At 74.0% G+C, this 21,707-nt stretch carries 15 protein-coding genes; 5 read left to right on the top strand and 10 right to left on the bottom strand.

Translation table 11 applies throughout. The features are described 5' to 3' along the window. Window positions 1–6 precede the first annotated feature (6 nt). The 8 genes from ABT122_RS19960 to ABT122_RS19925 form a co-directional block, all read right to left on the bottom strand. On the bottom strand, window positions 7–1,743 hold the full coding sequence (locus tag ABT122_RS19960) for a hypothetical protein (protein ID WP_351553619.1): 1,737 nt from the start codon (window positions 1,741–1,743) through the stop codon (window positions 7–9). Beyond that, on the bottom strand, window positions 1,740–2,924 hold the full coding sequence (locus tag ABT122_RS19955) for a 2-oxo acid dehydrogenase subunit E2 (protein WP_351553616.1): 1,185 nt from the start codon (window positions 2,922–2,924) through the stop codon (window positions 1,740–1,742). Before ABT122_RS19955 ends, ABT122_RS19960 begins: the two co-directional genes overlap by 4 nt. Then, a complete protein-coding gene (locus ABT122_RS19950; RefSeq protein ID WP_351553613.1) occupies window positions 2,921–4,000 on the bottom strand; it encodes an alpha-ketoacid dehydrogenase subunit beta in 1,080 nt (359 codons plus the stop codon). Before ABT122_RS19950 ends, ABT122_RS19955 begins: the two co-directional genes overlap by 4 nt. Next, window positions 3,993–4,931, bottom strand: a complete 939-nt coding sequence (locus ABT122_RS19945; protein WP_351553610.1) for a thiamine pyrophosphate-dependent dehydrogenase E1 component subunit alpha — start codon at window positions 4,929–4,931, stop codon at window positions 3,993–3,995. The genes ABT122_RS19950 and ABT122_RS19945 overlap by 8 nt, the downstream gene beginning before the upstream one ends. 12 nt (window positions 4,932–4,943) lie before the next feature. Then, entirely contained in the window at window positions 4,944–5,171 is a 228-nt protein-coding gene (locus ABT122_RS19940; RefSeq protein ID WP_351553607.1) for an acyl carrier protein, read from the bottom strand. A gap of 14 nt (window positions 5,172–5,185) precedes the next feature. After that, a complete protein-coding gene (locus ABT122_RS19935; protein ID WP_351553604.1) occupies window positions 5,186–6,760 on the bottom strand; it encodes a hypothetical protein in 1,575 nt (524 codons plus the stop codon). A gap of 310 nt (window positions 6,761–7,070) precedes the next feature. Continuing rightward, entirely contained in the window at window positions 7,071–8,042 is a 972-nt protein-coding gene (locus ABT122_RS19930) for an ornithine carbamoyltransferase (RefSeq protein WP_351553601.1), read from the bottom strand. A gap of 53 nt (window positions 8,043–8,095) precedes the next feature. After that, entirely contained in the window at window positions 8,096–12,136 is a 4,041-nt protein-coding gene (locus ABT122_RS19925; RefSeq protein ID WP_351553598.1) for a non-ribosomal peptide synthetase, read from the bottom strand. A gap of 487 nt (window positions 12,137–12,623) precedes the next feature. On the opposite strand from ABT122_RS19925, the gene ectB reads away from it, so the two are divergent. After that, entirely contained in the window at window positions 12,624–13,892 is a 1,269-nt protein-coding gene (gene ectB, locus ABT122_RS19920; RefSeq protein WP_351553596.1) for a diaminobutyrate--2-oxoglutarate transaminase, read from the top strand. A 54-nt stretch (window positions 13,893–13,946) separates the two neighbouring features. Here ectB and ABT122_RS19915 read toward each other — a convergent pair whose 3' ends face one another. Continuing rightward, a complete protein-coding gene (locus ABT122_RS19915) occupies window positions 13,947–16,049 on the bottom strand; it encodes a restriction endonuclease (RefSeq protein WP_351553593.1) in 2,103 nt (700 codons plus the stop codon). Between the two features lie 248 nt (window positions 16,050–16,297). On the opposite strand from ABT122_RS19915, the gene ABT122_RS19910 reads away from it, so the two are divergent. Genes ABT122_RS19910 through ABT122_RS19900 form a run of 3 tightly spaced genes read left to right on the top strand, consistent with a single transcriptional unit; the run spans window position 16,298 to window position 19,109 of the window. Then, window positions 16,298–17,056, top strand: coding sequence for a (Fe-S)-binding protein (locus tag ABT122_RS19910; RefSeq protein WP_351553590.1), 759 nt, complete (start codon window positions 16,298–16,300; stop codon window positions 17,054–17,056). Further along, on the top strand, window positions 17,053–18,477 hold the full coding sequence (locus ABT122_RS19905; RefSeq protein WP_351553587.1) for a LutB/LldF family L-lactate oxidation iron-sulfur protein: 1,425 nt from the start codon (window positions 17,053–17,055) through the stop codon (window positions 18,475–18,477). The genes ABT122_RS19910 and ABT122_RS19905 overlap by 4 nt, the downstream gene beginning before the upstream one ends. Then, window positions 18,474–19,109 carry a LutC/YkgG family protein gene (locus ABT122_RS19900; RefSeq protein ID WP_351553585.1) on the top strand — a complete coding sequence of 212 codons (636 nt, stop codon included), beginning with the start codon at window positions 18,474–18,476 and terminating at the stop codon, window positions 19,107–19,109. The genes ABT122_RS19905 and ABT122_RS19900 overlap by 4 nt, the downstream gene beginning before the upstream one ends. 36 nt (window positions 19,110–19,145) lie before the next feature. On the opposite strand, the gene ABT122_RS19895 is transcribed toward ABT122_RS19900, so the two are convergent. After that, window positions 19,146–20,075, bottom strand: a complete 930-nt coding sequence (locus ABT122_RS19895) for a TauD/TfdA family dioxygenase (RefSeq protein ID WP_351553582.1) — start codon at window positions 20,073–20,075, stop codon at window positions 19,146–19,148. 357 nt (window positions 20,076–20,432) lie between these two features. On the opposite strand from ABT122_RS19895, the gene ABT122_RS19890 reads away from it, so the two are divergent. Continuing rightward, window positions 20,433–21,473, top strand: a complete 1,041-nt coding sequence (locus tag ABT122_RS19890) for an ABC transporter substrate-binding protein (RefSeq protein WP_351553579.1) — start codon at window positions 20,433–20,435, stop codon at window positions 21,471–21,473. Window positions 21,474–21,707 lie beyond the last annotated feature (234 nt).

The raw sequence follows: 21,707 nt of genomic DNA, 5'->3' as shown, positions 1-21,707 counted from the left end.
TCCGGCTCAGCCGGGCCCCTCGGGCACGGCGGGTCCGGTGAGGCCGGGCCCCTCGGGCACGGCGGGTCCGGTGAGGCCGGGCCCCTCGGGCACGGCGCGGATCTCCAGCGGGTGTCCGTCCCGGCCGGGCCGGGGGCCGGCGGCACGGCGCAGGAAGTCGAGCGCGGGCCGGTTCCGTCCGGTGTCGCGGTAGTGGAACTCCAGGGCCCGGGCGCCGCCCGCGGCGGCCCGTTCGGCGAGGTCGTCCAGGAGGATGTCCTCCACTCCCTTGCCCATGACCACGCAGGAGAGCGAGAACAGCTCCACCACCCACACGGGGCCGCTCTCGCGCACCCCGATCACCGCCGACGTGCCGTAGTCGCCGTGGCGGTCGCGGACCCGGGCGGAGAGCAGGGAGCGGCCGGCGGCGCGGAGGTACTGGCCGGGGGCGGGGTCGAGGGCGAGGGTGAAGTCGTGGGCCCGGTCGGCGACCTCGTGCTCGGGGTGGGCGGGTCCGCTGTCGATCCGGTCGACACGGGCGGTGACACCGAGCCCGCGCAGGAAGTCGTCGAGACCGGGTGCGGGTGGCGCGGCCGGGGTCGGTCCGGGTGCGGTGCCGGGCGGCGGCCCGGGGGCCGAGGTGACCGGTGGCACGTGGTCGAGGACCCCGGTCGCGGCCAGGGCGGGCCAGGGCGGTCCGGCCTCGGGACCCCGGTCCACCAGGAGGGTCCCGGCGGGCCACCGTGCGCCGCCCCCGTCGCCGGACTGCCCCGCGAGGACGGCGATGCGGCCGGGCGGCAGGCCGGTGTCGGCGGCGAAGCGGGCGAGGTGGTCGGCGGCCGGGGCGCCGCCGAGCCAGCGGGCGGGCACCCGGGCGAGGCGGGGGGCCCGCTCGGCGACGGCGCCCCAGGCGCTGTCCGCGGTGCCGTCGGTGCGGAAGGCGACCGGCCGGTACGGGGGGAGCCGCTCCAGGAGTCCGGCGAGCGCGGCGCCCTCGTCCGCGCCGTCCGGCTGCCCGGCCCCGGCTCCGCCGTCGCCGTCACCGCCACCGGTTCCCGGCCCGGGCAGCAGGGTGTCGAGGTCGATCAGGACGCCCTGGCAGCCCTGCCCGTACCGGGCGAGCAGCACCCGGGCGGCCGCGCCCCCCAGCGCGCTGAACGTCTCCTCGGTGTAGGGGATGCGGGCGAAGGCGAGGAGGGCCGCGTGATGGGCGTGACGGGCGCCCACCGCGCGTACCGCTTCCTCCAGGTCGACCACGCGGGCGCCCGGCTCCCGTGCCAGCCGGGCGCGGACCGCCTCGCGCGGCGCGGTGGCGCGGGCCACCGCGCCCAGCGGGTCGCCCGCGTCGCCCGCGCCGTGCGGGCGCTCCTCGGGCAGCGCCGGCAGCACCCACAGGAGCAGGGCTCCCCAGCGCCGGGCGGCGTCCAGGGCCAGGGTGGCGAGCCGGCCGGGGGCGCCCTCGGGGTCGCCGTCACCCGCGGCGGGCCGGTCCTCGGGACGGACCGCCACCAGCAGCACGTCCGGAGCGAAGCGCGCGGTGGCGCTGTCCGGCCGCAGGCACTCCTGGGCGATCTGGTTGAAGGGCCCGACCAGGAACTCGGGCGCGAGGCCCGCCTCGTGCAGCGGCAGGCCGAGGTGGGGCAGGAGCGGATCGACGGTGAAGCTCGACAGCAGGGCGATCCTCAGCGGGGTGCCGGCGGCGGGGTCCCGGCGCTGCCACGCCCGCCGGGTCCCGGCCGGTGTCCCGTCGCGGAGGGCGGTCATCGGGCCCGCACCTCCCCGGCGGCCGGGCCGGGGCCGGCCGGCAGCAGCGCCTCGGGGGCCTCCAGCAGCTCCCTGAGCGCGAGGAGGAACCGGGTCGCCTCCCGTCCGTTGAGCACCCGGTGGTCGTAGGAGAGCCCGAGCTGCACGGTCCTCCGGACGGCCGGGGCGCCGGCCTCGTCGAGGAAGACCTCCTCCTGGACACCCGGCAGGACCACGGCGCAGCTGTGCCCGGGGAAGACGATGGGCCGGGCGAGCACCACGCCGGGGTCGTTGTGGAGCGAGACCACGACATTGCTGCCCGCGAGGTCCTCCGCGCGGAAGTCCCGGCGGAGCGAGCGCAGCCGGAACTCCATGAGCAGCCGGGCGATGCCGACGCAGTCCAGGGTCTCGGCCCGGTGCACGGCGGCCACGTACAGACCGTCGCCGGTGTCGATGGTGACGCCCACCGCCGCCGTGTCGTGGAGCTCCACGGTGGTGTCGTCCACGAGCGTCGCGAAGCAGTACGGGAACCGTTCCCGCAGCGAGGCCACGGCGGCGATGAGGAGTTCCGGCAGCCCGATGAGCGCGCCGTGGGTCCGGCCTGCCCCGGCCGCGCGCTCCAGCGCCCGGTCGACGCGGGCCCGGACGGCGACATAGGCGGTGGGAACCGTGCGGTGGGACGCGCTGACGGTGGCGGCGACGGCGCGCTGGGCGGCGGAGAGCGGCCGGAGCGTGCCTCCGGGGGGACGGGAGGTCCCGGCGGGGGCGGCCGGGGCGGGGGCCCTCGCGGCGAGCAGTCGCTCGATGTCGGCGCGCTTGAGGAGCTTCCTGCCGGTCGCGGCGAGTTCGGCGGCGCCGATGCCGTGCCCGGCCGCCAGTTCCCGGGCGCCCCGGGTGAGCGCGGGTCCGGCCGGGACGTCCGGGGCGGCGGGAGCCGGGGGCCGGTCCCGTGCCGCCCGGTGGGCGGCCTCGTCGGGGTGGAGCACGGCCACCACGTCGCCGACGGCGCACTCGGTGTGCTCCGGGAGCCCGTGCTGCACCACCCCGTCGGCGGGGCTGTCGAGTTCGACGGTGGCCTTGGAGGTCTCGATCACGGCGACGGGTTCGCCCTCGGCCACCCGCCCGCCGTCCTCGGCGAGCCACTCGACCAGGACATAGCTCTCGTCGTTGCTGTTGAACCTGGGTATCCGGATGCCGGTCACCGCACGGCCCTCCTCACGGCGTCGCGGATGGTGTCCTGCTGCACCAGCACCTCCCGCTCCAGATGCGGGGCGGCGGGGATGACGCTGGGGCGCGAGGAGACCAGCCGTACCGGAGCGGACAGCCGCCGCCAGAGCCGGTCGTGGAGCACGGCCGCCACCTCGGTCCCCCAGGTGCCGCCCGCGACACCCTCCTCCGCGACGACCACGGGCGCCCCGTCGGTGAACTCGGCGAGCAGCGGGCCCGTTCCGAGCGGGTAGAGCCGGGAGGGCACCAGGAGCCGGCAGCTGATCTCGTCCTCCAGGAGCAGTTCGCGCATGGCGCCCAGACAGCGGTGGGCCATACCGCCGGGGGCGATCAGCAGACAGTCGTACGTCTCCTCGCCCGCGACCCCGATCCGCGCCCAGTCGCCCGGGCCCTCCAGCGGCTGGTGGTCGAAGAGGTCGTCGACCATGCCCGGGGCGACCATCCGCCGGGTGTAGAGCGACTTGTCCTCGAAGAGGACCGAGGGCTCCGCCGGCTCCATGATCCGGTCGAGCACGGTGTGGTTGTCGTGGAACGGCGACAGCTCGAACAGCGAGAGATGGGGCACTCCGATGAAGTGCTTCTGCGGGCTCTGGCTGTGGGTGGGGCCGTAGCCGCGGTTGCCTCCCACGGGGCAGCGCACCAGCAGCCGCATCGGAATGCGCCGTCCGTACATCGAGACGGACTTGCTGGCGAAGTTCACCAGTTGGTCGAAGCAGAGCGTGGTGAAGTCGCTGAACATGATCTCGGCGATGGCGGCATCGCCGGCCAGCGCGAGTCCGGCGGCCACCCCGACGATGGCGCCCTCGCTCAGCGGTGCCGGAAGCACCCGGTCGGGGTGGGCGCCGGAGAGACCTCTGGTGATCTTGAAGGCGCCGCCGTAGGGGTCGGCGATGTCCTCGCCCAGCAGGTGGAGCCGGGGATCGGTCGCGAAGCGGGCGCGGAGCGCCTCGTTGAGGTTGTCCGCGACCCGGGGAGCACCGGTGCGCGCCGGTGCGGTGCCGGGGGCCGGGTGGGTTCCGGTCACGGCCGGGACCGGGGCCGCGCTACTCATGGTCGTTCCTCCAGACGGCCGGCGGGCGGGCGCCGACCTCCCGGACCACACCCTCCACCAGCGAGCGGGCGAGGGTGTCGCGCAGCGCGAACTGCGCGGGTGCCACACGCGGGTACAGGCGGTACCAGTCGTGTGCCCGCGCCCGCTCGACCGCGTCGGGGGGCCGGGAGTCGTCGCCCTTGCTGTGCGGGCCGAGCCGGTGGGTGACGAACTCCACCACCAGCGGCAGCCGCTCCGCGCGGACCCGGGCGAGCGGGGCGTCGAGGACCCGGCGGATCTCGTTGATGTCGAGGGACTCCAGCCGCAGATGGGCGATGCCGAAGGCGGCGGCCCGCGCGCCGATGGTGCCCGCCAGCTGGTGTTCCGTGGGGGTGGACTGGGCGATCCCGTTGTTCTCGACCACGAGCAGCAGCGGCAGCCGCCACAGGGCGGCCATGTTGAGCGCCTCGTACACGGCTCCCTCGCCCCAGGTGCCGTCGCCGATGTAGACCACCACGATCCGGCCCTGCCCGGCGCGTTTGGCGTGCAGGGCGAGCCCGCAGCCGACGGCTGGGCTCTCGCCCTGGACCCCGGTGGAGAGAAAGCGGTCGCGATGGACGTGCTGGCTGCCGCCGACCCCCCGGCAGACGGCTCCCTCCCGGCCCATGATCTCCGCCAGCAGCCCCCGCGGGTCGTCGTAGCGGGCCAGGTAGTGGCCGTGGCCGCGGTGGTTGCTCAGGATGAAGTCGTCGTCCAGCAGGGGCCGCAGGGCCACGGGGATGTACTCCTGGCCCAGACAGGTGTGCACGGTGCCGTGCAGCTTCCCCTCGGCGAAGAGGTCGAGCAGCGCGTTCTCGAAGTGCCGGATGAGCAGCAGGGTGTCCAGGTCCCGGTCGTCCAGGGGCGACAGGGGTCCTCGCGGCGGTGCCTTCGCCGGGGTCGGCGCGGTCATCGTGCTCCCTCCTCAGTTGAGTACGCCCTTGCCGTGGAGCACGGCGCGGATGGCACCGACGGAGGTGAGCCGTCTCAGCTCGCCGTGGCTGAAGGAGACGCGGTAGACCTCCTCCAGCCGCACGATGATCTGGAGATGGCGCAGGCTGTCCCAGTTCTCCAGGCCGCCCGGGTGCGCGGTGTCGTCCACCCGGCCGGCGTCGATACCGAGCACCTCGCCCACCACTTCGGTCAGCTGCATAACGGAGTCCGTCCTCATGTCGTTTTTTGTGCAGGTTGCGCCGGTTGCGCCGGTCGCACGCCCTGGCCCCGGGGGCGGACGGGGGCGGCTCCGGGGCCGGTGGTGTCCGTCCCCGGAAGGCCCGCGATCGCCCGCTCCACCGGCTCCGGGGTCAGCACCAGCTCCGCCGGGGACCAGACGGCCCGCAGCGGTCCATGGACACCCGGCTCCGGGGAGCACGCCACCACGGCCCCGCCCCGTCGCCGCTGTTCGGCGACGAGACCGCTGATCTCGCGGGCCGTGCGGCCCGTCGCGTCGATCACGGTCCGGCCGGCGGCGTCGCGGGCGTCCGCCGGCCGGCCGGTCCCCCGTGCCACCGCCGCCGTGAGAGCGGCCCCGGCCCGCAGGCGCTCCGGGTCGGAGGGAGAGGCGGTACCGGGCCCGGCCGGGAGACCGGGGACACAGACGACCTCCGTGGCCTCCAGACCGTGGAGGGAGGCGGCCAGGGTGTCGCTGAGCGTCCGCATCAGCCCGGCGATCGGTGCTCCGGCACCCTCTTTCTCCCGGGCTCCCGCTCCGGTTCCGGTGGACCAGGTGGTGACGATCAGCAGCGGAGCCGGAGCCTTGGCCCGGAAGCGGCGGACCGCCTCCGCCAGAGCGGCTCCCACGGGTTCCAGGGCCCGTGCCGCCTCCGCGAGGCCGTGCGCCGTGTCCGGCCGGGGCGGGGTCCGCAGCAGGTCGTCCCAGTCGACCAGCAGGACCCCGGCGGTCGCGGCGGCGCGCAGCGGACCCGACCGGTCGGCCAGATGCCGCATCACTCGGCCCGGAGCCAGTGCCGTGTGCGCCGGCGGCCGGTCGGGGCCTGCCGTGAGCGCGGCGCGCACACGGCCGTCGAGCGGGCCGCACGCGGACGCGACGGTGCGCGTGCCGCCGGTGGCGGGCCCTTCCCCGGGTGTTCCGGGCTCCTGGTTCCCGTCGTGCTCCCCTCCGTCGTCCGCCGCCGCGCCGGGCGCTGTCGCGGCTGCCGTTCCCGGTGCTGTGCCGAGCCACCGGGCGATGCCCGACGCGAGGTCGGAGAAGTACTCGTCCGCGTACGGAATGTGCGCCATCCGGTCCGAGAACGGGTCCTCCTCCTCTCCCTCGCGCAGCGCGGTGGGCCAGCCGCTCGCCCAGCTGATCTCGAAGGCCCCCGACTCCAGGGCGAACCGGGCGAGTTCCTCGTCCAGCCGGGCGAGTTCCCGGTCCCTGGCCCGCCATCGGGCCGACGGCGGGCAGACGACCAGCAGCGTGCGGGCGCCGGACGCCGAGCGGAACGCCTCGACGGCCCGGCACAGTTCGCCCAGCATCCCGGCCATGACGGCGACCTCGTCGGCATTCCCCGCCGCGGCCCCCTCGTTCCCCTCCGTCGTTCCCGGGGAGAACCGGAGCCAGTCCTCCCACCGGAGCAGTACCACCAGGGCGCCATCGCCCGTGTCCCCGCCGCTCCAGAGATGACGGTTCAGCTGGCCGTAGGGAACCGCGGAAACCGCGTGCCCGGATACGGCGAGATGCTCCCGCAGCGGTTCCACGGTGAAAGTCGCCGCGACGGACACCGATAGGGCTCCGGACACTTCTTCGGCTTTCTCCATAAGACCGGCTCCTGGCGTGCGTCGAATCAAACAACGCATCGAAAGAAAGAGGGAGGGGAATTGTGCGGAAAGGCTTGGGCCGGTTGTCCCGGACCAACATCAGCGACGTTAGCCTGTGCCTCCATGAAACCCCTATCGTGCCGCTATCGATCAGCTATGGCCCGGGTTTCCGGCTCTGTGACCCGGCCGGACACCCGGGAATCCGGCCCGGCGCTCCCGGTATTACGCGGTCATGGAAAAGCGCGGGTGACGGCCCGAGGACCGTCACCCGCGCGGGGAGAACGCCGTACCGCTACCGCGCGGCCGGGAGCACGGGGCCGGCGCCGAGCGTCCACAGCAGCGCCGCCGCGGCGGCGGACGTCTTGTGGTACGCCTGCCGGGCGACCAGCGACAGCGGCCCGTCGAGCACCTCGGAGGTCGCCTCCTGCTCGCGGATGGCGGGCAGATCGTGCATGAACACGGCTTCGGTGGTCCCGCTGAAGCGCTCCATGGTGCGGCGGGTCACGGCGAAGGGCAGGAAGAGGTTCCGCTGCCCTTCCGGGTCCGCGCTGGGCACCCCCATCGACTGCCAGCGGGTCGTGTAGAGGGCGTCCACCGGCCGGGGAGCACCGGGAATCCGGTCGTGCTGGCGCACCGCGGTCCGGCCCGCCCCGGTGTTCAGGGCCTCGGTCTCCGCCTCGGGGAAGCCCTGGCCCCCGGGGCTGTAGACATCCAGCTCCATCCCCGGTGTCGCGCACGCCAGATGGGCCAGCGAGCGCGCGGTGTTGTTCACCAGACCCAGATAGGCGAGGCGCAGATTCTCGGCGCTGCCGAACCGGTCCCGCAGGGCGCAGAGGTCGGCGATGGCCTGGGTCGGATGCTCCTCGTGGGTGAGGGCGTTGACGGTGGACACCAGTCCGGACGCCAGCTCCTCCAGCTCCCGCTGCGGGCCGTTGGTGCGCACGACGGCGGCGTCCAGGTAGTGGGCGAACATGGCGCCGGTGTCGCCCCAGGTCTCGCCGGTGGTGACCTGGAGGTCCGCCGCGCCCAGATGCAGCACGTCGCACCCCAGGGTGGTGGCGGCGCTCCAGAAGGAGGACCTGGTCCGGGTGGAGGGCGCGGTGAAGAGCAGCCCCACCCGGGTCCCGGCGAGCGTTCCGGCGAACTCCCCGGGCGACGCTCCGAACCGGTGCGCCAGATCCCCGAGCGCGGCGGTCCGCGCGGGGCCGAGACCGGTCAGGCTCAGCAGGGGGACCCGGCGGGTCTCGTCAGCGGCGTCGTACATGACAGCACCTCCACGGTGTTTCGGCAGGGGGCGGCTGAGGCGCGGCGGGGGCCTCAGCGGCTGGGGGAGCAGGAGTCGGCGAACCGCAGCAGGGCCTCGGCCAGTTGACCGGCCACGGGCCGTTTCATGATCGAGTAGTGGGTGCCGTCCACCTGGGACGCGCGGGCGGTCGCCCGGGTGTAGCGGCTCCAGTCCGTCTTGGCGACCACTCCCCTGGCGAGGGAGTCGGCGGCCCACACCACCGAGACGGGGGCCCGGACGGTTCCGGGCCGCCAGCCCGTGAAGAGCCAGTTGTGCAGGGACGCCAGCACCGCCCGGTCGCCGACCGCCCGGGGCTCGCCCCGCGCCTCCGTGCCCCACAGCGAGTCGGCGGCGCGGAGTATCCGTTCGCCCAGATCCGGTCCCGGCAGGGTGGCGAACCGCGCGCCGAACCGGTCCCTCGCCTCGGCCGGCGCCGTCGGCACGCCCTCCGGGGCGAGGGTGGCGAGGACGGTGAGCGGTCCGGCCGACCAGTCGGGTTCGGCGGGGCGCGCGAACCGTACGGGCGAGCATCCCGCGTCCCAGATGGTCAGGGACCGGACGCGCGCCCCGGTCTCCTCCAGCCGCTGGGCCACCCCGTGGGCGATCAGCCCGCCCAGTGACCACCCGGTGATATGGCAGGGGCGCCCGTCGAGGGCCCCGGTGATCTCGGCCGCGTACGCCCGGATCATCTCCTCCGGGGAGGCCCAGCCGCCGAGGGTGCGCGGGTCGGTGCGGCCGTCGAAGACTCCGTACACCTGCCGGGGCACGGGCAGGGCGTCCACCAGGTCCTGGTAGACGAGGGCGTCGCCGCCCAGCGGGTGGAGGCAGACGACGGGCTCGTCGTCGGGTGCGGCGCTCAGCTCGATCAGATGGCGCCACTCCCCCGCCCGCCCGGGCGCCGGCTCGGCCGCGGCGCGCACCCGGGCGGCGAACTCCCGGGGCGTGGGGCCTTCCAGCAGGGCCGCCAGGGTGAGCCCGGCGCCGAACTCCCGCCGCAGCCGGGCGATCAGCCGGGCGGCGAGGAGGGAGTGGCCGCCCGAGGCGAAGAAGTGCGCGTCGGGGCCGAGTTCCGGCCGGCCGAGCACCTCCCGCCAGAGCGCGGTCAGCCGGTGCTCGGTCCCGTCCGGGGCCGTGGTCGCGACGGTGGGTTCCGTGCCGGGGTCCGGCGCGATGGGGGCGGCGAGCAGGGCGCGCAGGGCCGTCCGGTCGGTCTTGCCGGCGGCGTTGGCGGGCAGCGCGGGGACGGGGATGATCCGGGTGGGCACCATGTAGGCGGGCAGGCAGGCACCGAGGTGGCGCCTCAGCTCCTCCTGTCCCGCGCCCTCACCGGCGGCCACGACGAAGGAGTGCAGTACGGCGCCGCGCCCGTCGCTGTCGTCCGCGAGGGTGACGGCGGCGGCGACCCGGGGGTGGGTCAGCAGGGCCGCGGTCACCTCGCCCGGCTCCACCCGGTTGCCCCGGATCTTGACCTGGTCGTCCAGCCGTCCGAGGTGCTCCACCACGCCGCCCCTGGCCAGCCGGACCCGGTCCCCGGTGCGGTAGACGCGCAGCGGGGCGCCGTCCGGACCCCAGGGTGCGTGGACGAAGCGTTCGGCGGTGAGCGCGGGGCGGCCGAGATAGCCGGGCCCCAGGCCCCCGCCCGCGATGTACAGCTCGCCCGTCGCGCCGTAGGGGACGAGCCGGCGCCGGGAGTCGGCGACGAAGAGCGAGACTCCGGCGACCTCGGTCCCGATGCTGGGCCGCCCGGCGGTCGCGTCGACGGCCTGGACGGTGGAGTTGACCGTGCACTCGGTGGGCCCGTAGCAGTTGAACACCCGCAGCGGTCCGGCGGCGAGGGGGGCCCACAGCGGCGCGGGAAGCGCCTCGCCGCCGGTGATGAGCGTGCGCAGCGGCAGGTCCGTGCGGTCCAGCAGGCCGGCTTCGACCAGCAGCCGGAGATGGCCCGGGGTGACGTCGAGCAGGGTGATCCCCGCGTCCGCCACGTACTGGATCATCGCGTCGGGGTCGAGCCGGGTCTCCTCCGGGACGATGGCGACCGTGGCCCCGTCGAGCAGGGGCAGCAGTTGCTGGAGGGTGACGTCGAAGACCAGCGGCCCGTTCAGCGAGACGGTCTCGCGGCGCCAGTCGGGCACCTGGAACGCCGCGCCGAGACCGGCTCGCAGATGGAGCAGATTGGCGTGGGTCGCGAGGGTGGCCTTGGGCTTCCCGGTGGTGCCGGAGGTGTAGATGGCGTAGGCGATGTCGTCGGGTGCGGTGGTGCGGGACTCGGGCGCGTCCCGCTGGGCCGGGGTCGCCGGGAGCGCCCGGACATCGATCAGCTCGGCGCCCCGGGCGTCGAACCCGGGAGGTCCGAGCACCTGCCGGACCCCGGCGTCGCCGAGGAGGTGGTCCCGGTGCTCCGGGCCCGTGCGGGGATCGAGGGGTACGTACGCGCAGCGGGCCAGCCAGACGCCGAGCAGGGCGACGACCGAGTGGACCGACCGGTCGGCGACGACGCCGATGAAGGCACCCGGGCCGATGCCCCGGCCGATGAGCGCCTCGGCCACGGCCTCGGCGCGCGCGGTCAGCCCGGCGAAGCCGACGCGTTCGCCGGGCGCGGTGAGGGCGGTGCGGTCGCCCTCCCGGACGGCCAGGGAGCGGACGAGGTCGCTCATGGGTACGGAGGTGTCGCCGCGCGGGGGCGCGGAGCGGAGGGTGCGCAGTTCGGCCTCCGCCGCCCGGTCCAGCAGCGGGAGGTCCGACACCGGGGTGCCGGGGGCGCGGGCGCCCTCGGCGAGCAGGGTGAACAGCGAGCGCGCCAGCCCGTCGATGAACCGTTCGTCGAAGAGGGCGGAGTCGTACTCGGTGACGAGCCGCAGCCCGCCGCCGGCGCCGCGCAGAAGGTTGAGGGTGAGGTCGCCGCGGGCGCGCTTGGCGGGGTGGCCGTCGAAGCCGCCGGCCTCCACGGAAAGTTCCCCCCACCCCCGGGGCCGTCCGGCCGGTTCGCTCTGCGTCTCGACGGCGATCTGGAAGAGCGCTCCGCGCTCGCCGGGCGGTCTCGGGGAGAGTTCCCGCACCACCCGGTCGAAGGGCAGATCGTCGTGGGAGAGCGCGCCGATCAGGGTCCGTCCGCCGCGCTCCAGGGCCTCGGCGAGGGTGGGGTTGTCGCCGAGGGGGGTGTGCAGGGCCACGGTGTTCACGAAGAAGCCGACGGAGCCCTCGAACCGCGGCTCCTTCCGGTTGAGTGTCGTGGTCGCGAGTACGGCGTCGGGGCTGCCCGAGTAGCGGTGGGCCAGGATCTGCACCGCCGTCTGGAAGACGCCGAAGGCGGTGAGCTGATGGGCGGCGCCGAGCGCGGCGAGGGCGTCGGCGGCTTCCCGGGGGACGGTGGCGGAGTGGACCGCCACCGGGCCCGCTCCGCCGCCGCCGAGCGGGCTGGTGGCGAGGAACGAGACGGGCGGGAGTTCGGCGGGCAGCGCCTCGCGCCAGTGGCGGAGCTGGTGCTCGGCGGTCTCCTCGGTGAGGACGGACCGCTGGTGGCGGGCGAATGCACTGAACGGGGCCGGTGCGGTGGCGGGGTGCCAGACACCCGCCGCCGCGAGCGCGGCGTACGCCTCGGCCAGTTCGTGTTCGAGGACGCCCAGCGAGTGGCCGTCGACGCCGATGTGGTGGAACGCGAGCAGCAGCAGATGGTCCCGGTCGCCGAGGCGGAGCAGCCGGGCCCGGAACGGCGGCTCGGCGCGCAGGTCGAAGGGGGCGAGGGCGAAGGCCCGGCAGGCGTCCTCCACATCGGGCGGGAGTTCCGCGCGGTCTCCGGGGCCGGTGCCCGGCACCTCGGTCACACCGGCGAGGACGGGCGCCGGGTCCGCGATCCGCAGCCGGACCGTGTCCCCCTCCTCCGCGAAGGTCGTGCGGAGCATCTCGTGCCGCTCCACCAGCGCGTTCACGGCGCCGATCAGCGCCGGTGCGTCCAGCGGGCCGCGCAGCCGCAGCGAGCGGGTGATGTTGTAGGCGTTGGAGCCGAGGTCGAATTCCTGGTGAATCCACAGCCGCAGCTGATTGGCCGCTATCGGTTCACGGTCCGTTTCGCTCATGGGGTGTGCCTCCGATGGCGTCGCTGGAGACGGTGTGCCGGGGCGGCACGGGGAAAAAAGAAGGAGGAAGGGAAGGAAGGGGTGTGCTGACCGGGCGTCCCGCACCCCGGTCCGGCCGGCGGGGTGTCCGGCGGCGCCATCACACGGCACGAGGGATTCACTCGGTGCTTTCGTGGATGCCCGGCCATTAGACAGAGAATGCCGGCACCGCGCAAGCCCTCATTCCCTTTCGGCGCGGACATCGGATGGCGCGGGGATGTTGACAGCGACGCCAGGGCGGGACCTAAACTCCTGGTGTGCGCTGTCCGCTCAGGCGGGCACCTTTATCCTCTTCTCTCCCGCTCCCGGCCAGTGACCCGACCGGACTTCCCAGAGTCCCGTTCCCGGGTGTACCGGAACATGCGCGTGAGACCTCTGCCCGGCGCTTCGACGCGCCCTGCACCGAGAACCGTCCCGAGAGCCACCTCTTCACCTTCCGGGAGCGCACATGACCATGGTCCAGCCCGATCTGAGTGTTTTCGAGACGCTGGAGTCGGAGGTGCGCAGTTACTGCCGCGGCTGGCCCGTGGTCTTCGACCGCGCCCAGGGGAGTGAGCTGTTCGACGAGGACGGCGGACGCTATCTGGACTTCTTCGCCGGAGCCGGTTCGCTGAACTACGGCCACAACAACCCGGTGCTCAAGCGCGCCCTGCTCGACTATCTGGAGCGGGACGGCATCACCCATGGCCTGGACATGGCCACCACCGCCAAACGCGGCTTCCTGCGCGCCTTCGAGAACCTGGTCCTGCGCCCGCGCGACCTGCCCTACAAGGTGATGTTCCCCGGCCCCACCGGCACCAACGCCGTCGAGGCCGCGCTGAAACTCGCCCGCAAGGTGAAGGGCCGCGGGACGGTCGTGTCGTTCACCAACTCCTTCCACGGCATGTCCCTGGGTTCGCTGGCCGTCACGGGCAGCGCCTTCAAGCGCGCCGGGGCCGGGGTGCCGCTCGTCCACGGGACACCCATGCCCTTCGACCGCTATCTGGACGGCCGGGCCCCCGACTTCCTCTGGTTCGAACGCCTGCTGGAGGACCCGGGCTCCGGATTCGACCGGCCCGCCGCCGTCATCGTCGAGACCGTCCAGGGCGAGGGCGGTGTCAATGTCGCCCGGCCCGGGTGGCTGCGCGCCCTCGCGGAGCTGTGCCGGGGGCAGGACATGCTTCTGATCGTCGACGATGTCCAGATGGGGTGCGGCCGTACCGGCGCCTTCTTCTCCTTCGAGGAGGCCGGGATCGTCCCGGACATCGTCACGCTCTCCAAGTCGATCAGCGGCTACGGGCTGCCGATGGCCCTGTGCCTGTTCACCCCCGCGCTCGACATCTGGGAGCCCGGCGAGCACAACGGGACCTTCCGCGGCAACAATCCCGCCTTCGTCACCGCCACCGCCGCGCTGGACGCCTACTGGGCGGACGGCCAGATGGAGCGGCACACCCGCGCGCGGGGGCAGTTGGTGGAGTCCCGGCTCCGGGCCATCGCCGCGGAGCACCCGCAGGCGGTGGCGGAGTGCCGGGGGCGCGGTCTGGCGTGGGGGCTGGAGTGCGCGGACAAGCCGCTCGCCGCGAGGGTGGCCCGGCGGGCCTTCGCGCTGGGGCTGCTGGTGGAGACCTCCGGCACCCTGGGCGAGGTGGTGAAACTCCTCCCGCCGCTCACGGCGAGCGCCGACGAGCTGGACGAGGGGCTGAGCATTCTCGCCCGCGCGGTCCGGGAGTCCCTGTGAGGGCCCGGCGCGCGGCCGGCGGCGGGGCTCCGGCGCACCGCGCGGGCGGACCGTTCAGGCGACGTCGATGCCGTGCTCGCGGACCAGGGCCTCCAGCCCGCCCGGGTACCCCTTGCCGCCCATCACGAACTCCCAGTCGCCGTTGGCGCGGCGCCGGAAGGAGCCGAGCACCAGGGCGGTCTCCCCGGCCCGGCCCTCCGAGACGACGAGCCGGTCCAGTTCGGTGCCGGCCGCGTCCCGCAGGACGATGCCGGCCCGGGTGAACCCGGAGAGGTCCGCACCGGGATCGGCCCCGGGGTCGACGGCCGCCGCGATCACCAGCCGGTCGGCCCGCTCCGGCAGCCCGTCGAAGACCACCCGGATCGCGGCCCGGTCGCCCGTCGCCGCGCCGGGCACGGCGCGCACCGCCCCGTCGGGGGTGCGCTCGTTGTTGAAGAAGACGAAGTACTCGTCGCCGAGCACCTGTCCGCCCCGGCAGACCAGCGCGCAGACATCGAGGGCCACCTCCCCCGACCAGGTCATCCCCAGCACATTGGCCTCACCGGCCTCGGCGGGCGGGGCGGTCGGGGCCGTGGGGGCGCTCTCGCCGGGGCGCCGCGCGGGCGCCGCGGCCGTCCCCAGCCGGCCGCGCAGCCCGTGGCGGCCCAGCAGATCGACCAGCTCGGGGCCGGAGACCAGGGTCAGCGGCTTGCCGTTGGCGAAGGTGTACGAGCCGGGGCCGAAGCCCGACGTGGTGACCAGCACGCCCTTGTTGGCGCCGGAGCCCTGCACGGTGCCGTGGAGGTCGCGGACCGCGCTCGGCGGCACGGTGTTGCGGTACCGCTTGACCTGCACGATGATCCGGCCGCCGCTGATCGGGTCGGGATCGAACGCCTCGACGTCGACACCGCCGTCGTTGGAGCGCTGGGTGGTCACCGCCTGCATGCCCCGGGCCCGGAACAGCTCGGCTATCAGATGCTCGAAGGCGACCGGGTCCATCTCCAGCAGATCGGGGTCGTCTCCCCCGCCGTGCGAGACGACCCCGGCGCCGACGTCCTCCGGTACCCGGCCCGGCCGTACGGCCACCCGCTGGTCGGGGCGGGCGGAGAGCTGTCCGCGCATGCCCTCCAGACACTCCACCGCGCTCACCTGCTCCAGATTGAGCCGGGTGAACTCGGCGCGGACGGCCATCACCGTGCCGAGAACCAGGTTCCTCCGCTGCCCGGTGGCCGGATCGACATCGTCCACGAAGGCGTTCAGGGCCACCGACTCCAGCACCCCGAACTCGTCCGCCGCGAAGAGATCCCGCAGCACCAGCAGGACGCACTGCGCGGCCAGGTCGCGGTAGAGCGCCCGGCGCCGGGTCATCGGGCGGGGGCTCTCCCGGTCCTCGTCGGAGGAGGCCACGTACCGGACCGACTTCGTCCGGGGTATCACGTCGAAGCCGGGCAGCTCCCAGTTGAGCACCAGCTGCCGGGCGCCCGTGTCGAAGGCGGCCTCGACCTGGCGGGGCAGCTCCGCCGGCCAGATCGTGGAGGCGTACAGCGCGGCGGAGAAGTACTCCACGACGGTGTCGGGGTCCCCCGCGCGCAGGGCGGCGGCCATCCGGGCGATGGACGCGTTGTGGCCCCGGATCTCGGCGCGGCGGGCGTCCGCCCAGGCGTCGTACTGCCTCCGGTACTCGGCCAGTTGGCGCTGTCGCTGTGCCTCGGCGGCCCGGGCCCGGTGCAGATCGTGCTGGTAGCGCGCCTGCGCCTCCTCGGCCTGGCTCCGCCGGGAGGCGGACCAGCCGCCCTGGGTCCGGTATCCGTTCGGGTCGGGGAGGGGAACCGGGTACGCCAGCCGGCCGGGCGCGAAGGGCTCGATGTCCTCGGCGCGGGCCAGCAGCGCCGTCCGGAAGGCCGTCCCCCGGCATCCGGCGGCCAGCAGCCCGGTCAGCGCCGCGACCCTCGTGTCCAGTTCCTCCGTCCGCGCCCTGGCGTCCGCCTCGCGGCGCTGCTTGTACGCGGCCCGCTGCTCGCGGTGGAGCCGCGCCATGTCCCGCTGGTGTGCCCGCTGCCGCTGTTCCTGCTCCCGCTGCGCCCGCGCGAAGGCCCGTGTCCGGGCCTCCTGCTCGCGCTGCTGCCGTCGCTGGGCCTCCGCCCAGGCCCCGATCAGTCCACTGGAGCGACGACTCATTCCGCGCTCCCCTCCCCCCGGGCCGCACGGCCCGCATCGCACCGGAGCCGACAGTCTACGGACCTGCTACGGGGCGGCTCACCCCGTGGACCGGTGCCGGTTGCGGCCGGACCCGGGGGGCGCTTTCCGCCGGGCCGTGCGGCCGGGTCGCGGACACCGGGCGCCCGCGCCACTACACTCCTCGCGGTTCCCCACTCCCGGGAGGCGGCTGCCGCCCGGCCCGACCTCGGCCCCGAAGGAGAACCGCCATGCGGGTCGCTCTCTTCGCCACCTGTGTCAACGACGCGGTCCGGCCCTCCGCCGCGGTCGCCACGGTGCGGCTCCTCGAACGGCTCGGTGTGGAGGTGGACTTCCCGTCCGGTCAGACCTGCTGCGGACAGCCCCAGTACAACACCGGCTACCGGCGCGAGACCGAGCCGCTGATGCGCCGCATGGGCCGGGTCTTCGCCGGATACGACCATGTGGTGGTGCCCTCCGGGTCGTGTGTCGCGATGGTGCGGGACAACTACCCGCGTGTCGCCCGCCGCGGCGGCGACCCGGGGCTGGCGCGGATCGCGCGGACGCTCGCCCCCCGCGTCCTGGAGCTGACCGAGTTCCTGGTGGACGTGCTGGGGGTGACGGATGTGGGCGCCTGGTTCCCGCACACCGTCACCTACCACCCGTCCTGTCACGGTCTGCGGACGCTCCGTCTGGGCGAGCGGCCCCGCCGGCTGCTGGAGGCGGTGCGGGGGCTGGAGCTGGCCGAGCTGCCGGGCGCCGAGGAGTGCTGCGGCTTCGGCGGGACCTTCGCCGTCAAGAACCCCCATGTGTCGGTGGCGATGGGGACCGACAAACTCCGCGCGGCGCGCTCCACCGGCGCGCGGGTGCTCTGCGGCGCGGACACCTCCTGTCTGCTGCATCTCGACGGCCTGCTGCGCCACGGGTCGGGGCCGCCCGGGGCCGGCCCGCGGCGGGTGCTGCACCTCGCCGAGATCCTGGCGAGCACCGAAGAGGAGCCACTGGTATGAGCGGGACCTTCCTCGGGATGCCGTCGTTCCCCCGGGCCGCGGAGGAGGCCGTGGGCAATGAGACACTCCGCGCCAATCTGCGCCACGCCACCCACACCATCCGCGACAAGCGCTCGCGCGCCGTCGCCGAACTCTCCGACTGGGAGGGGCTGCGCGAGGCGGGCAAGCAGATCAAGGACCACACGCTGCGGTATCTCGACCGCTATCTGGAGCAGCTGGAGTCGGCGGTCACCGCCGCCGGGGGCACGGTGCACTGGGCCGCGGACGCGGCGGAGGCCAACCGGATCGTCACCGGGCTGGTGCGGGCGACCGGGGAGCGGGAGGTCGTCAAGGTCAAGTCGATGGCCACCCAGGAGATCGGGCTGAACGAGGCGCTGGAGGCCGAGGGCATCGCCGCGTACGAGACGGATCTCGCCGAGCTGATCGTCCAGTTGGGCGAGGACCGGCCGTCGCACATCCTGGTCCCCGCGATCCACCGCAACCGGGGCGAGATCCGTGACATCTTCCGCCGGGAGATGGGCCGCTGGGGCAGGGCGGCACCCGAGGGGCTCGGCGACGCGCCCGGGGAGCTGGCGGAGGCGGCCCGGCTGCATCTGCGGGAGAAGTTCCTGCGGGCGAGGGTCGGGATCTCGGGCGCCAACTTCATGGTCGCCGAGACCGGCACCCTGGTGGTGGTCGAGTCGGAGGGCAACGGCCGGATGTGCCTGACCCTCCCGGAGACACTGATCTCCGTCGTCGGTCTGGAGAAGGTGGTGCCGACCTGGCGGGATCTGGAGGTCTTCCTCCAGACGCTGCCCCGCTCGTCGACGGCCGAGCGGATGAACCCGTACACGAGCATGTGGACCGGGACCACCGGCGAGGACGGGCCGCGCGCCTTCCATCTGGTGCTGCTCGACAACGGCCGCACCGGCGTCCTCGCCGACGAGGTGGGCCGCCAGGCGCTGCGCTGCATCCGCTGCTCGGCCTGTCTCAATGTCTGCCCGGTGTACGAGCGGGCCGGCGGGCACGCGTACGGCTCGGTCTACCCGGGGCCGATCGGCGCGATCCTCACCCCGCAGCTCCGGGGGATCGGCAGTGAGGTGGACGCCTCGCTGCCGTACGCCTCCTCGCTCTGCGGGGCCTGTTACGAGGTGTGCCCGGTCGCCATCGACATCCCCGAGGTCCTGGTGCATCTGCGGGAGCGGGTCGCCGAGCGGGGCGGCGGCGGCCACCGGCTGGAGCGGGCGGCGGTCCGGGCGGCGGGCTGGCTGCTGGACCACCCCGGCGCGCTGGGGCTCGGCGAACGGCTGGCGGCCCGGACCCGCGCACTCCACCCCCGGCGGCTGCCCGGCCCGGGCGCCCGGCAGTGGACGGCGAGCCGGGGACTGCCCGAGATGCCCGGGGAACCGTTCCGTGACTGGTGGAGGAGGAACCGCTCATGACCTCGTCCCGCGACCGGGTGCTGGGCCGGGTGCGCGAGGCGGTCGCCGGCGCGCCGGACGTCCCGGAGGCCGCCCGCGACTACCTCGCGAGCCACACCCCCGACGACCCCGGCGTCCTGCTGGACCTGCTGCACGGGAACCTCGCCGACTACCGGGCGGTGGTGCACCGCGGCACCGCCGGCGAACTGCCCGCCCTGATCGGCCGGCTGCTGGCCGGGCACGGAGCGCGGAGTGTCGCCGTGCCGCCGGGGCTGCCGGCCGGCTGGCTCTCGGCCACCACGGCCGTACGGCGCTCCGACGACGGGCCTCTGACGGCGGTGGAGCTGGACGCCGTGGACGCCGTGGTGACCGGCTGCGCCCTCGCCATCGCCGAGACCGGCACGATCGTCCTGGACGCGGGCCCGGGTCAGGGCCGGCGCGCCCTGACCCTCGTACCGGATCTGCACATCTGTGTCGTGCGGGCCCCGGAGCAGGTCGTCGCCTCGGTACCGCACGCCCTGCCGCTCCTCGACCCGGCCCGCCCGCTGACCTGGATCTCCGGCCCCTCGGCCACCAGTGACATCGAACTCGACCGGGTGGAGGGCGTGCACGGCCCGCGCACCCTGCACGCGGTGCTGCTCACCGCCGGGTGACGGGGCGCGGGCCGCGTCCCGTCACCCGGTCGCGGCTCAGGCGTCGGAGGCCTCGCCCATCGCCACGGCGATCTTGCGGGGTCCGGTGAACGGCTCCCGGCCGTGGGAGACCAGCATGTTGTCGACCACGAGCAGATCGTCGCGGTGGTAGTCGAAGCGGACCGACGCCCGGCGGTAGCAGTCGCGCAGATGGTCGGTGACCTCGTCCGGGATCGGCTCGCCGTCGCCGTAGTAGGTGTTGTTGGGCAGCCCGTCCTCCCCGCAGATGTCCAGCAGTCCGCTGCGGGTGTGCGCGGGGAGGCTGCTCACATGGAAGATCACCACGTGGTTGAACCAGACGGTTTCGCCCGTGACGGGGTGAGTGTGGACCGGTTCACGGACCGCGCGGGTCCGCAGGCCGGAGCTGCCGATCCACTCGGCCTCGAGGCCGCCGGCCGCGCAGAGCCGCTCGACCTCCTCGCGGCTCTCGGTGTTGAACGCCTGCCACCAGCGGAGTCCGATGTCGTCCCGGTAGTTGCGCACCACCATCCACTTGCGCCGGACGAACTCCTCGCGCACCGAGGGGTCGATCAGGTCGTACACCGCGCGGGTGGAGGCCAGCGGGGTGGCGCCCAGGGTCAGCGGCGGCTCGACGCAGTGGAAGTAGAGCACCAGGGGCCAGCTGGCCTGGTAGGACATCTCATTGTGCAGCGGTATCTCGGCCTGCGCGGGATACTCCGTCGATGTGTAGACCTTGCCCTTGATGACGCTACGGGGCGAGGACTGTTCCGTGTACGTCAGCGGTGCGCCGGACAGCTCGCGCACCACGGCCTCGAAGCCGTCCACTCCGCCGACGTCGAAGCCCCGCAGAAGCAGGGCACCGTGCTCGTACAGCCGGTCCCGGAGGTTCGCTCGGTCCTGGCGGATGGCCTCGGAGGCCAGCCCCCCGTCTCCTTCGATGGTCCAGGGGATCGTCGAGCCAGCCATCAGCGTGTTCTCCTGTCGCGTCGGTGCGGTCACCGATCCGTCAGCGGTGTCTTCCTTGACCCGCCTGCGGGGAAACGGAAAGCGGGGCGTACGGCGCGGAGCGTCGCGGTGGTGTCCCGAGCTCCGGGCACCGCCCAACTCAACCCGCCACGAGCAAAGTTAGCCTAACCTAAGTAGAGACCTCAAGGGGCAACCCCGCCGGGCCGCGTGAGCAGTCAAGAGACCGTCATTGACTGTTTCCTGATGTCTTGTCAGGCATAAAGGGAATACATCGAGCCGCTTTGCCAAGGTGAGCCTTGCCTGACTAGGGTGCGGTCGCCGCCCCACCACTCCTCACCTCACAGACAGGGCCGATCCATGAACACACCGACCAACCACGGGCGTTCGCTGAGCCGACGCGGACTGCTCTCGCTGGGCGCGGTGCTCGGCTCGTCCGCGCTCCTCGCCGCCTGCGGCAAGGACGACTCCAAGGACACGGGGTCCACCGGGGACTCCGGCAAGGACACCGGGGGCTCCGGCGCCTTCCCCGTCACGGTCGAGGACAAGTTCGGCACGGTGAAGATCGACAAGAAGCCGGAGCGGGTGCTCTCGCTGGGGCGCACCGACCACGATGTGCTGCTGGCCCTCGGCATCGTCCCGGTCGGCGTGTGGCAGTTCATCCCGACCATGAAGCGCGGGGTCGGGGCGTGGGCCGAGAAGCCCCTCGACGGGAAGACGCCCGCCTTCCTCAAGCCGCCGTTCGACTTCGAGCAGGTGGCCTCGCTCAACCCCGACCTCATCGTCAATGTCCAGTCCGGCGGCGACCAGACCGAGTACACGACCCTCACGGGGATCACCACCACCGTGGGGCTGCCCAAGGGGGCCACGCCCAACGCGGTGCCGTGGCGGGACTCCACCAAGCTGATCGCGACCGCCGTGGGGCGCGCCGAGCAGGGGGAGAAGCTGGTGAAGGACACCGAGGCGCTGCTGGAGTCCACGGCGAGGAGCCACCCCGAGTTCGCCGGGAAGACCGTCTCCATCCTGCTCGCCTTCGGCGGCAAGATCGGGGTGTACACGGCCGGGGACACCCGGATGCAGTTGGCCACGGCGCTCGGGCTGAAGCCGTCGGCGTACGTCGAGAGCCTGGGGCGGGAGACGTACTTCGCCGAGCTGTCGGCGGAGAAGACCGGGGACGCGGAGGCGGATGTGGTGATTCTGCTGAGCCAGCAGCAGTTGCCGCTGAAGCAGACCCTGAAGCAGTACCCGCAGGTGGCCGCGATGAAGGCGGCGCGCGAGAACCGGCTGGTCTTTCCGGACGACCCGTCGGTGGGGTTGGCGCTGTCCAGCGCGTCGGTGCTGAGCATTCCGTACGCGGTGGAGGGGTTGGTGCCGCTGCTCGCGAAGGTGCTGAAGAAGTAGGCCGGGGTTGGGGGTGGGGGGTGGGGTTGCAGTTGGGAGTGCCCGGGGGTGCGGCCGGCCCCGCGACGCGCGGGCACCCGTCGGAGCCCGCTCCCGAACCCCACCCCGCGACGCGCGGGCACCCCGTCGGAGCCCGCTCCCGAGCCCGGCCCCGCACCGCGCGGGCACCCGTCGGGGGCCAGCCCCCGAACCTCCGCTCCTCAATCGCCGGAGGGGCTGATTTTCAGCCCGTCC

This window comes from Streptomyces sp. NPDC001985, assembly GCF_040296845.1.
Lineage (GTDB): Bacteria > Actinomycetota > Actinomycetes > Streptomycetales > Streptomycetaceae > Streptomyces.
This window is presented reverse-complemented; position numbering and strand designations above follow the sequence as displayed.